Raw genomic sequence first — 12,190 nt, 5'->3', positions numbered from 1 at the left:
GCGGATGTGAACAATCAATTTGGAACGGCGCATAAAAGACGCATGTTTGGCCCGCTCCAGAGGCGGCCGGCGGCCCTGCCTGTTGGCAGGATCGGCGCCAGCGAGTGACACACTCGCATTCGTTATGCGGACACCCTGAGCGATCCTGGCGACGCACAGGCAGTGCATCAACCATTGTTATAATCGCAGCCCATGTCTTCGCGCCCTTCTCCATTGACTGCATCCGCTGCATCGCGCCGCCCCTGGCTCGCGGCATGGGCCTGCCTGTCATTGGTGCTGACCATGGTCGCGGCGCCCTGGTGGCAGCAGGCGCTGGCGCGCACCGCCCGTGAAGCGCCGGCCATGGCCATCTGCAGCGTGGGCGGCAACACCGGCAACGGCCCCGCCCACCTGGCCGCCAGCCATTGCCCGCTGTGCTGCGGCAGCCAGCATGCGGCGACCACACCGACCGCCGCCTTCCACGCTGATGCCGTACCGGGCATCAGTTACCCGCTGGCACTATTGACTTCCACCGGGCGCTCGGCCAGTCCGACGTCACTGACTCCGCAGGCGCGTGCGCCTCCGGCCTGATCAGATTCCGCTGTACCAGGCTTTCTTACGCGGGCCATGCCATCACGACGAGTCAGGCCCGCCCGATCAGGATTCAAATAGGACAAAAGGACTAAACAATATGAAACATTTCTTCCAACGCTGCGCCGGCCTGGCCCTCACCGCTGCCCTGCTGGCTGCTGCGCCGCTGTCGCAGGCCCACAGCTTCAAGCTGGGCCAACTGGAAATCGGCCATCCCTATGCGCGGGCCACGGTACCCGGCCAGCCGGCCGCCGGCGCCTACATCAGCATCGAGAACAAGGGCAGCGCTGCGGACCGCCTGGTGGGCGTTTCCTCGCCGGTTGCCAAGAGTGGTGAAATCCACACCATGGCCATGGAAGGCAATCTGATGAAGATGCGCGAAGTCGATGGCGGACTGGAAATCAAACCCGGCCAGAAGATCGCCATGCAACCCGGCAATGGCTACCACATCATGCTGATGGGCCTGTCCAAGCCGCTCCAGGCGGGCGAAAAAATCCCGCTCACCCTGAACTTCGAGAAGGCCGGCAAGATCGAGGTTGTCGTCAATGTCGAGGACCCTGCGGCGGCCGGCGCCAAGGATGACATGAAGGACATGAAGGACATGAAGGGACATATGCACCACTGAGCCACCCCGGCCCGGCGGGCCATCGCCTGAAACGACAAGGCCGGCAGCGAGCGATGCTCCTGCCGGCCTTGTCGTTGACGGTCTTGCGTGGCGTATTCAGCCGGCCAGCTTGCGTACCTTGGCCAGCAGCTTGCTGGTGGAGCGGTCATGTTCGAAGGCGATCGCCAGTACCTGGCCGCCATAGGCCGCCACCGCCTGGCCTTCGGGGATGGCGTGCATGTCGTAGTCGCCGCCTTTGACGTAGATATCCGGATGCGCTTCCTGCACGGCTTCCAGCGCCGTGTCTTCGTCGAAGGGCACCACCAGCGCCACCGATTCCAGCGCCGCCAGCACCGCCATGCGGTCTTCGCAGCTATTGATGGGACGGTCATCCCCCTTGCCCAGCCGCTTGACCGAGGCATCAGTATTGGCCGCCACGACCAGCGAGGCACCCTGGGCGCGGGCCTGGGCCAGATAGGTCACATGGCCGCGATGCAGGATGTCGAACACGCCATTGGTCATCACCACCGGCTTGGGCAGTTGGGCCACGCGGGCCTTGAGTTCTTCGCGGGTGCAGAGTTTGGATTCGAAATCGGCCATCGTGGTGAGCTGGGTTGGCTGTGGGGTGGATCAGATGGGCGCGCTGTGGAGCGGAAGGCGGCGCATCCCATGAAAAAAGCCGCAACCTGGGTTGCGGCTTGCGATTGTACTGCCTGTGCTATCCGGTGTGCTGCATCCGCACTCAGGCTGCGACAGCGCCCGCCGGCAGGATGCGCTGGGTCACTTCCTTGCGGTAGCGGTTCAGCTCCTGGACGTTGCTGAAGGTACGTTCGAACAACAGCGACATGTTGTGCAGGATGCGGTCCACGACCTTCTTTTCCCATTCGCCGTCGAACTTGATCTGGTTGTCCAGCCAGCGTTCCAGCCATTCCGGATCGGGCAGGCGGCTTTGCACGGTGTCGTTGGGGAACAGCGCCTGGTTCACGTGCAGGTTGGTCGGGTGCAGCGGCTTCTCGGTGCGGCGGGCCGATGCCATCAAGACACCGATCTTGGCGAAGGCTGCACGGGCCTTGTCGCCCACTTCGTTCAGGGCCTTCTTCATGTAGCGCAGATAGGCGCCACCGTGGCGGGCTTCATCCTGGCTGATGATCTTGTAGATCTGCTTGATGACCGGTTCGGTGTGCCAGTCGGCGGCGCAGCGGTACCAGTGGTTCAGGCGGATCTCGCCACAGAAGTGCAGCATCAGGGTTTCCAGCGGCGGGGCGGGATCGAACTCGAAACGCACGTTGTGCAGTTCTTCTTCGGTCGGGCACATGTCCGGACGGAAACGGCGCAGGTATTCCATCAGCACCAGCGAGTGCTTCTGTTCCTCGAAGAACCATACCGACATGAATGCCGAAAAATCGCTGTCCCCGCGATTGTCGCGCAGGAACATCTCGGTCGCCGGCAGTGCCGACCATTCCGTGATGGCATTCATGCGGATGGTCTGCGCCTGTTCGTCGGTGAGCAAGGAAGCGTCGAACTTGTCCCAGGGAACATCCTTATCCATATTCCAACGGACCTGCTCTAGCGATTTGAACAATTCTGGGTACAGCATCTCAGTAGGGACCTATATGCGTTAAGTGTTTGATTTTAACAAGATTTTCCTGAACCATACTAAAACGCTCAGGTTTCAGCAATATGACAGCCGGCCGGACGCGTCTGCGCCCAGGGCCAGGCAGTGCCATGGCGAGGATCAGGGGGAGATTGGCTTGCGGGAGGCTGGCTTCTTGTTTTGCCGGGATTGTACAACAGGCGTCCGGGCCGGGGCGCTCGTATTTGCCGCGCTCTTCGGGGCTTTCTTGACCGGTGGCTTCTTCGGCGCCGCCTTGACCGCCTTGCCAGCCTTGGGAGCGCCAGCCGGCTTGGCTTTGGGGCTGGCCTTGGACTTTGGTGACACTGTCTTATTTTCGCTACGCTTGGCCGGCTTGGGCGCCTTGGCGGGCTTCAACAAGGGCTCCTGGTCGGCCTGGGCGCCGGCCATCACATTGCCGACGGCATGCTTGAATTGCTCCTGCAACACATTCCACCAGGCGTTGGGATTGGCGATGGCGGACTGGAAATCGGGCGCGGGCGGGAAAGCGAAACCGCCCTCTTCCCCTGGCGTGGCCGCTTCGGGCTGACGGTCTTGTCCTGCTGCAAGCTCGGGCTCCGCTTCGTCCGGGGCTTCCTCGGGCTCGTCGGCTGCGGGCTCAGGCTCGGCGCCAGCAGCAGCATCAGCAGCGGCACCCGGCCAAAGCGGGAAGCCGAAGGGGAACGGCGGCGGCGTGGCCGCCTGTTCATCGGCATCGCTGCCGGCGGCGGCTTCCGGGGTTCCACGCGAGGCCATGATGGCGCTCATGGCCTGCAGGGTGGACAAGGTGGCGCTCTGCACTTCCAGGGTCTGGATGGTGGCCTTGAGCATGTTCAGGTTCAGCTCCAGCCAGGAGGCGACGGTCTTGAGGTCGGAGATCTTCTTGTTGATATCCTCCACCGAAAGCGAGGGCGTGGCCATGGCCGGGGCGCCCATGCTGCTCCACATCTTCTTCATGAATTCGATGGTATCGCCTACCGAGCCGGCGCCCGGCATCTTGTCGTGGTTCAGCATTGGTCGCTCCTGTTGTCGTGTTCTGGTCGTCAGCGCGGCGGGCGCTGCATCCGGCATGAGCTCGGCAGTGCGGTCTGCTCGGCCGGGATGAAGCGCTCGGTGCGGAATCCATAGCCGCTGCCCTCATTGTCGAAGCGGATGCCGCCGCTATCGGCACGCTGCATCTGCATCAGGTACAGCGGCTGGATCAGCTGGTGATCCTCGGCCCGCATCGTGGCCTGGTGGAAAGCGTTCTGATAATGCGCGCCTTCCAGGGCATATGCAACCGCCTTGGGATCGGTGCTCCTGGCCTTTTCGATGGCCTTGACCAGCATCTCGACCATGACCTGCATGCGCAGGTAGAGGTAGTCATCCTTGGGCTGGGGATAGCGTTTGCGGAATTCCTGATAGTAGGCATCGCTGGGCGAACCGGGGTTCCCGCCCGCATTGGGGTGCCACTCCGCCACCGCCCGCACCACGCCCACGCCCGCCTCGCCAATGGCCGCCGGCGCGCCCAGGCTGTTGGCATAGAAGGTATAGAACTTGGCCTTGAAGCCGGCATCGCGCGCGGCCTTCACCAGCAGGGTGAGGTCATTGCCCCAGTTGCCGGTGATGACGGCGTCAGCCCCGGCGCTGCGCATCTTGGCGATGTAGGGGGCAAAATCCTTGATCTTGCCAATGGGGTGCAGCTCATCGCCGACGATGGCGATGTCGGGCCGCTTGGCCGCCAGTTGCTCTCGGGCGGCCTTGGCAACCTGGCGGCCGAAACTGTAGTCCTGGCCGATCAGGTAGACCTTGCGGGTCGCGGGATCGGCCTTGATGGCCTCGGTCAGGGCCTGCATGCGCATGTCGGCGCTGGCGTCGAAGCGGAAGTGCCAGAAGCTGCACTTCTCATTGGTCAGCGTCGGGTCCACCGCCGAATAGTTCAGGAACAGCACGCGGCGATCCGGTTCACGCTGGTTGTGCTTGTTGACCGCATCGATCAGGGCCGCCGCCACCGCCGAGCTGTTGCCCTCGATCAGGAAGGGGATGCGCTCGTCGGTCAACTGGCGCAATTGCACCAGCGAGTCTTCCACGCCGAGCTTGTTGTCGAAGGTGGAAAGCTGCAGCAGGTGCTTGCCATCGGGCAGGCTGACGCCACCGCGCGCGTTGATCCGTTCGATGGCATAGCTGATGTTGCGCACCACGGCCTCGCCGGCATTGGCAAAGGGGCCGGAAAGACCATCGATCATGCCGATGCGTACCGGTGGCAAGGCAGGCGTGCCCTGTACGCCCTGTACTGCATGTGCAGGCAACGACAGTGAAAGCGAGGAGGCGAGCAGCGCCGCGAGGGAGAGCAGACGGAAGGACAAGGACAGGTTCATCATTCGAAAGAGACAGCGTCAACAGAGCAAAGGCGCAAACGCGCATTGTACGTTGTTTGAATGACCGCTCTTTTGATCTCCGTCCCCACGACGCTGCAGGCGTGATCCGATAAACTGGCGCACATGAGCGAAGTTTCCCCCCCACCCCGGCGCTGGCCGCGCCTGCTGCTGCTGATTGCACTGAGCCTGGCGCTGCACGCCCTGCTGGTGGACTGGGGACGGCGCCAGATCATCCTGCCGGGTGCCACGCAAGAACAGGCCATGACCGTGGAACTGCGCCCCCTCCCACCACCCGAGCAACCGGTGGCGCTGCCGGTTCCCAGACCGACTCAACCGCGTGCAGCCAAGCCGGCCAGTCGTCATGCCGCGCCGGCGCGCCGCAGCGAGCCCTCCATCGAACCGCCTGATGAACCGATACGGGAGACCGTCGAGCCCATCTATACACCCGCCCCCGAAGCGCCGCATTCCGCGCCCGCCACCGCGACGGCCACGGCCACGGCATCGGACGATGGCACTGGCAAGACCTCGGATGGCAAGGGCCAGGGAACGGCGGGCGCCGCCGCCGAGGGCGGCCAAGCCCAAAGCGATGCGCCCGGCAAGTCCTACCAGACCAGCGCACCACCAAGCGTACTGCTGCGCTACGACGCCACCGGCACCAAGGATGGACGGGCCAGCTACGGCCGTGGCAGCATCGCCTGGCGCAATGACGGCCCGCATTACAGCGTCGAGGGCAAGGCCAAGGTCCTGGTGTTTACCGTGCTCAACTTCACCAGCCAGGGCGACCTGGATGGAAATGGCCTGTCACCGGAGCTGTACACCGAACAGACCGGCTTCAAGTCGGCCACCAACACCCACTTCAACCGCGAGCGCAACGTGGTCAGCTTTTCTGCCTCGACCACCACCTATCCACGACGCGGCGGCGAACAGGATCGCGGCAGTGTCATCTGGCAGCTGGCTGCCATCGGTCGCGGCGACCCCGCGCAGTTCCGGGCCGGTGCGGTGATCGACATGTTCGTGGCGGGCGTGCGCGATGGCGAGGTCTGGCGCATGCAGGTGCAGGGCGAAGAAGACGTGACGCTACCCATCGGGCAGTTGCATACCTGGCATGTAGTCCGCATGCCCAAACCCGGCTCTTATGAGGATCGCGTCGACATCTGGCTGGCGCCCCAGCACGAGTGGTATCCGGTGCGGGTGCGCTATACCGAACCACCTTCCCGGGGAGGAGATTTCATCGACCTGTCGCTCTCCGGCATGGAAGCCTTGCCGCCATGAGTCCTGCCGCATTCGCGAAGTCCTGTCAAAATCCGAAACAATTGCGCACAATTGCGTCCCCGGGATAGCCGAACCGTCAGCAATGATCGCAGTCGTATCCGTAGTCACAGGATTTCCGACCGCTCCGAAAGCCATCCGCTGTCTACCATCCCGATGGCCCGAACCCATCCACAGAGACCACTACGAAGAGCTCGCCATGAACCGTATCCCCCACCGCCTCCTGACACGATTTTCCGCCCTGACCCTGGCCGGCCTGCTGGCCAGTGGCCCGCTGCTGGCCGCCGACGGCCCGCACCCGGTCGAAAAGCGTCCCTTCAATCTGCCGCCGTCGGCCGAGCTGCACTATGCCATCCAGGCCAAGCAGAGCGGACTCGACCTCAAGGGTGAGGGCCTGGTGAAGTGGACCCAGAGCAAGACCGCCTACAGCGTCACCACCGAGACCCGGGCGATGCTCCTGGGCAAGATCCTGGAAACCAGTAGCGAGGGCGCCATCGATGCCTACGGCCTGGCGCCGTCCCGTTTCGTGGAAAAGCGCCTGCGTCGCGAACCCACCACCACCACCTTCAACCGCGAGCAGAACAAGATCACCTTCACCGAATCCGGCGAGAGTTTCCCGCTGCAGGGGGGCGAGCAGGATCGCACCGGCATCACCTGGCAGTTCGTGGCCATCGCGCGCGCCAATGCCGCCAAGATGAAGCCGGGTTCGGAGTGGAAGTTTTTCGTGGCCGGCCCGCGTGATGCCGAACAGTGGACCTTCAAGGTGGTCGGCCGCGAAAAGATCAAGACCGCCCAGGGCGAAACCGAGGCGCTGCACCTGTTCCGCAACCCGCCGCCGGACGACCAGGCCCAGAAACTCGATATCTGGCTGGCCCCCAAGATGGAGTGGTATCCGGTGCGTCTGAAATTCACCGATCCCAATGGCGACTATATCGAGCAGGTGCTGGATTCGGTCAGCAAAACCAACTAAGCTAGCTTCCCACGCAAGGTGCGGGGCCTGGCCGGCAGGGATGCCGCCAGGCCCCGCGTCCATCGCCCCATCCTTCCATCCTCCCAGCCAGCACTGAGCCAGAAACCATGTCCTCCATGTCCGCCACCTCCGCCATCGCCCCGACCCTGAACACCCAGAGCGCCCTGGTGCTTTTCTCCGGCGGTCAGGATTCCACCACCTGTCTGGCCTGGGCGCTGTCGCGCTACCAGCGCGTGGAAACCATCGGCTTCGACTATGGCCAGCGCCACGCCATCGAACTGGAAGTGCGTCCGGCCCTGCTGGAGAAGATGAAGGGCTTTTCCGCCGACTGGCAGGCGCGTCTGGGCGAGGATCACATGATCGACCTGTCGCTGATCGGCAAGATTTCCGACACCGCGCTCACCCGCGATGTCGAAATCACCATGCAGGACAATGGCCTGCCCAATACCTTCGTCCCGGGCCGCAACCTGCTGTTCATGACGGTGGCCGCGACCCTGGCATATCGACGCGGCCTGAACGTACTGGTGGGCGGCATGTGCGAAACCGATTTCTCCGGCTATCCCGATTGCCGTGACGACACCATGAAGGCCCTGCAGGTGGCGCTCAACCTGGGCATGGCCACGCAACTCAAGGTCGAGACACCGCTGATGTGGATCGACAAGGCCCAGACCTGGGCGCTGGCCGAATCGCTGGGCGGCCAGGCGCTGGTGGACCTGATCCGCGCAGACACCCACACCTGTTACCTGGGCGAGCGCGGCCAGTTGCATGACTGGGGCCATGGCTGCGGCACCTGCCCGGCCTGCCAGTTGCGCGCACGCGGCTACGAGCAATACGTGCAAGACGTACAGAACAGGGCAAGCAAAAAGATCGGCTGATCAGGCACAATAGGCTCACTCCAAAAAGAACGAGCCCCATGCCCAGCCCACGTACCTCCCAGCGCCTCGCCCGCGGCGCTGCTGCCCTGCTGATCCTGCTGGCCGGCGCCGAGATCGGGCGTCGTGTCGCCGATCTGCCCAGCCTGCCGGCGCTGGTCGACCTGCAGTTCGACCTGACGCCGCGCAGCCAGAGCTACAAGGTCTTCGACGCCAATCCCATCGCCCGTTCCAGTCATCCGCAAGCGCTGCCGGTGGCGTTGCGGCCGCTGGAAATCAACGTGCCATGGAAGAAGAATGGCCAGCTCAGCATGGCCGATTTCCTCAAGACCACTGCCACCCACGCCTTCGTGGTGGTGCAGGATGGCAGCGTCGTCTACGAGCGCTACATCGACGGCTTCGATGCCAATTCCCGCTTCACGTCCTTCTCGGTGGCCAAATCCTTTGTCTCGGCGCTGACCGGCGTGGCCTTGATGCAAGGCAAGATCAAGTCGCTGGACGAGCCCATCGGTCACTACCTCAAGAGCGATGAACTGGCCCCCGCCTACGCCGGCATTACCATCGGCCAGCTGCTGGACATGCGTTCCGGCATCGACGTCGACGAGCGCTATGCGGGGTCGCTGACCTCACCGGTGGTGCGCATGTTCGTCAGCACCGACCTGCACAGTTTCCTGGCCCGGCGCCATGGCTTGCGCTTCGCACCGGGCGAACGGTTCGAATATCGCAGCGTCGATACCCTGGTACTGTCGCGGGTACTGGCGCGCGCGACCGGCATGCCCCTCTCCGACTACGCGCAGCAGGCCTTGTGGGAACCGCTGGGCATGGAGCAGGACGCCAGCTGGAGCGTGGACAGCCGCAAGCACGGCGTGGAAAAGGCGTTCTGCTGCCTCAACACCACCGCGCGCGAATTCGCCCGCCTGGGTCTGCTCTATCTGAACCAGGGACGCATCGGCGAGCGCCAGGTGGTCAGCACCGCATGGGCCAATGAACCGCGACGTCCGGACAACCGCAGCGACATCCTGGAATACCGCGATGGCTGGTGGATTCCACCCGGCAATGCACAGGACCAGGACTTCTCGGCCATCGGCGTGTTCGGACAGTACATCTACGTCAATCCGGCGACCCGCACCGTCATCGTCAAGCTGAGCGACTACGGCGCCGAACAGGACGAAGTCCTGACCACGCTGGCCATGCGCAGGATCAGTCATTACCTGGCCGGCCGCGACTGAGCCTCTCGCTGCCGGCAGCCATAAAAAAACCGCCAGGTCACGCTCTCGCGACCGGCGGTTTTGCATGGGATCAGCAGAAAATCTAAACGATATAAATCATTATCTGATCGTTCCTTCCAGGCAGACTCAGAACAACTCGTTCTTCATCTGGGTCTTGGCCTTTTCTTCTTCAGGCGTGAGGCCACTGCGATCACCCATGCCCAGATCACGCACCATGGCGCTGGGCGGGAACTCGGCGTAGTAATACTCGCCGCCGGATTCGATCACGCCGTCCGGGACCTTGCGATCCACGTTGGGCACATCCTTGAGCGCCTTGGACATGTAGCTGATCCACACCGGCAGGGCCAGGCCGCCGCCGGTTTCGCGGTCGCCCAGGCTCTTGGGCTGGTCGTAGCCGATCCAGGCAATCGCGGTCAGGCCGGGCTGGTAGCCGGCGAACCAGGCATCCATGGAGTCGTTGGTGGTACCGGTCTTGCCGGCCAGGTCGGTCCGCTTCAGCGACAACGCCTTGACCGCCGTGCCATGACGCACCACGTCGCGCAGCATGCTGTCCATGATGAAGGCATTGCGGGCATCGATGACACGGTTTGATTCATCCTCTGCGGTAGCCGGCTTGGCCTGCGAGAGCACTTCGCCGTTGCTGTCGGTGACCTTGGTGATCAGATAGGGATTGACCTTGTAGCCGCCGTTGGCGAACACCGAATACGCACCCACCATCTGCAGCGGGGTGACGTTGCCCGCGCCCAGCGCCAGGGTCAGGTAGGGCGGGTTCTTGTCGGCGTCGAAGCCGAAGCGGGTAATGTATTCCTGCGCATACTTCACACCCACGCGCTCCAGGATGCGGATGGACACGAGGTTGATCGACTTCTGCAGCGCGCGGCGCATCGAGATCGGGCCCTCGAACTTGCCACCGTAGTTCTTCGGCTGCCACACCTGGCCACCGGTCTGGGTAAAGGTCAGCGGCGCATCATTGATGATGGTGGCCGGCGACAGGCCCTTTTCCAGCGAGGACGAATAGATGAAGGGCTTGAACGACGAACCCGGCTGACGCCAGGCCTGGGTGACATGGTTGAACTTGTTGCGGTTGAAGTCGAAGCCGCCCACCAGCGAGCGGATCGCGCCATCCTGCGAGTTTACCGAGACGAAGGCCGATTCCACTTCCGGCATCTGGGTGATGATCCAGGCCTTGCCATCCTGGAAGACGCGGATGATGGCGCCGCGACGGATCTTCTTCTGCGGGGGGGCCTTGTCCGACAGCAGGTTGGCGCCGAAGCCCAGGCCGGCGCCGGAAATGCTGATCTCCTCGCCGGTGGAGAGCATGGCCGTGATTTCCTTGGGCTTGGCATCCAGCACCACGGCCGCGACCATGTCATCGCTGTCGGGGTGATCGGCCAGCTCCACTTCCACGGCGTCTTCCACGGCTTCCTTGGTGGCGTTGTCCGGCAGGTCCATGTAGCCTTCCGGACCGCGATAGCCATGCCGGCGCTCATAGTCGATGATGCCGCGACGCAGGGCGATGTAGGCCGCGTCCTGTTCGGTCTTGGTGATGGTGGTGAAGACGTTCAGGCCGCGGGTATAGGTCTCGTCCTTGTATTGCGCGTAGACCAGCTGGCGCGCCATTTCGGCCACATATTCGGCATGCATGCCGAAGGCGGAACTGTCACCCTTGACCCGCAGTTCCTCGTCCTTGGCTTCCTGGTATTGCGCATCGGTGATGTAACCCAGCTGGCGCATGCGCAGCAGGATGTACTGCTGGCGCGCATGGGCGCGCTTGGGATTGACCACCGGGTTGTAGGCCGACGGCGCCTTGGGCAGGCCGGCCAGCATGGCGGCTTCGGCGATGCTGATGTCCTTCAGTTGCTTGCCGAAATAGATCTGGGCGGCCGAGGCGAAGCCATAGGCGCGCTGGCCCAGATAGATCTGGTTCATGTAGACCTCAAGGATCTGGTCCTTGGTGAGGTTGTTCTCGATCTTCCAGGCCAGCGGGATTTCATAGAAGAACTTGCGCGTGGCCTTCTGCAGGAAGGTCGGCTCGTTGCTGGTCAGGAAGAAATTGCGCGCCACCTGCTGGGTGATGGTGGAAGCACCACCGCCACCGCCGGAGAGATTGGAGAAGGTCGCCCGGGCAATACCCTGGTAATCGACGCCGCCGTGCTCGTAGAAGCGGTCATCCTCGATGGCCAGCACGGCCTTCTTCATGATCTCCGGGATGTCCTTGAAGTGCACCAGGTTGCGGCGTTCCTCGCCGAATTCGCCGATCAGCACGCCATCGGCCGAGAAGATGCGCAGCGGGATCTTGGGACGGTAATCGGTCAGCGTATCGAGGTCGGGCAGCTTGGGATAGGTCAGCGCGACAATGAAGGTCACGCCCAGCGCCACCATCACGACCAGGCCCAGCACCGTGCCGAACAGGCCCAGGAGGATGCGCAGCGACCAGTGCATGCGCTTGCGCGGGGCCTTTCCTGCGGGTTTATCCGCCGCCGATGCCGGTTGGTGTTGATCGCCGCCGTTGGAAGATGAAGACATTCGAGATAAGCGTTAAAGCAGGCCGGAGCCGGGTTGGAAGAAACAAGCCCGCATTATAGCGGCTCGCCCTGACGGGCCGCGCGGCCAGGTGTTGCAAATAGACCAAAGCACAGGAGCGCGGTTCCGACCAGGATGGCCGGAAGTGAAGCAATTGACATCATTTACTGCAAATTGACAGGCA

Annotated in this window: 11 protein-coding genes; 6 read left to right on the top strand and 5 right to left on the bottom strand. The window is 63.2% G+C overall.

What is annotated here, in order from left to right; all coding sequences use genetic code 11:
- The first annotated feature begins 192 nt into the window (after positions 1–192).
- Positions 193–570 carry a DUF2946 family protein gene (locus ACEOAC_RS03650; protein WP_413628695.1) on the top strand — a complete coding sequence of 126 codons (378 nt, stop codon included), beginning with the start codon at positions 193–195 and terminating at the stop codon, positions 568–570.
- Between the two features lie 100 nt (positions 571–670).
- Positions 671–1,195, top strand: a complete 525-nt coding sequence (locus tag ACEOAC_RS03645; protein WP_413444624.1) for a copper chaperone PCu(A)C — start codon at positions 671–673, stop codon at positions 1,193–1,195.
- 96 nt (positions 1,196–1,291) lie between these two features.
- On the opposite strand, the gene rfaE2 is transcribed toward ACEOAC_RS03645, so the two are convergent.
- The 4 genes from rfaE2 to ACEOAC_RS03625 all read right to left on the bottom strand — a co-directional run bounded on the left by rfaE2 (position 1,292) and on the right by ACEOAC_RS03625 (position 5,143).
- Positions 1,292–1,774: a D-glycero-beta-D-manno-heptose 1-phosphate adenylyltransferase gene (rfaE2, locus tag ACEOAC_RS03640; protein WP_006461502.1), complete on the bottom strand. Its 483-nt coding sequence runs from the start codon at positions 1,772–1,774 to the stop codon at positions 1,292–1,294.
- A 142-nt stretch (positions 1,775–1,916) separates the two neighbouring features.
- Positions 1,917–2,771 carry a diiron oxygenase gene (locus ACEOAC_RS03635; RefSeq protein WP_241811170.1) on the bottom strand — a complete coding sequence of 285 codons (855 nt, stop codon included), beginning with the start codon at positions 2,769–2,771 and terminating at the stop codon, positions 1,917–1,919.
- Between the two features lie 138 nt (positions 2,772–2,909).
- Positions 2,910–3,800, bottom strand: coding sequence for a PhaM family polyhydroxyalkanoate granule multifunctional regulatory protein (locus ACEOAC_RS03630; protein ID WP_413444623.1), 891 nt, complete (start codon positions 3,798–3,800; stop codon positions 2,910–2,912).
- 29 nt (positions 3,801–3,829) lie between these two features.
- Positions 3,830–5,143: a branched-chain amino acid ABC transporter substrate-binding protein gene (locus ACEOAC_RS03625; RefSeq protein ID WP_413444625.1), complete on the bottom strand. Its 1,314-nt coding sequence runs from the start codon at positions 5,141–5,143 to the stop codon at positions 3,830–3,832.
- Positions 5,144–5,266: 123 nt separating this feature from the next.
- On the opposite strand from ACEOAC_RS03625, the gene ACEOAC_RS03620 reads away from it, so the two are divergent.
- The 4 genes from ACEOAC_RS03620 (at position 5,267) to ACEOAC_RS03605 (ending at position 9,483) form a co-directional block, all read left to right on the top strand.
- Positions 5,267–6,415 (top strand): DUF3108 domain-containing protein, encoded by a 1,149-nt coding sequence (locus tag ACEOAC_RS03620; protein WP_413628694.1) that lies wholly within the window; start codon positions 5,267–5,269, stop codon positions 6,413–6,415.
- Between the two features lie 196 nt (positions 6,416–6,611).
- Positions 6,612–7,382, top strand: a complete 771-nt coding sequence (locus ACEOAC_RS03615; protein WP_413444621.1) for a DUF3108 domain-containing protein — start codon at positions 6,612–6,614, stop codon at positions 7,380–7,382.
- Between the two features lie 116 nt (positions 7,383–7,498).
- Positions 7,499–8,257, top strand: coding sequence for a 7-cyano-7-deazaguanine synthase QueC (gene queC, locus ACEOAC_RS03610; RefSeq protein WP_077236290.1), 759 nt, complete (start codon positions 7,499–7,501; stop codon positions 8,255–8,257).
- A gap of 38 nt (positions 8,258–8,295) precedes the next feature.
- Positions 8,296–9,483 (top strand): serine hydrolase domain-containing protein, encoded by a 1,188-nt coding sequence (locus ACEOAC_RS03605; protein WP_413444620.1) that lies wholly within the window; start codon positions 8,296–8,298, stop codon positions 9,481–9,483.
- Positions 9,484–9,609: 126 nt separating this feature from the next.
- Here the strand turns inward: ACEOAC_RS03605 and ACEOAC_RS03600 are convergent, their stop codons facing one another.
- Positions 9,610–11,925 carry a penicillin-binding protein 1A gene (locus ACEOAC_RS03600; RefSeq protein ID WP_413444619.1) on the bottom strand — a complete coding sequence of 772 codons (2,316 nt, stop codon included), beginning with the start codon at positions 11,923–11,925 and terminating at the stop codon, positions 9,610–9,612.
- Positions 11,926–12,190: the final 265 nt, after the last annotated feature.

Source organism: Herbaspirillum frisingense (genome assembly GCF_047325095.1).
Lineage (GTDB): Bacteria > Pseudomonadota > Gammaproteobacteria > Burkholderiales > Burkholderiaceae_D > Herbaspirillum > Herbaspirillum frisingense.
This window is presented reverse-complemented; position numbering and strand designations above follow the sequence as displayed.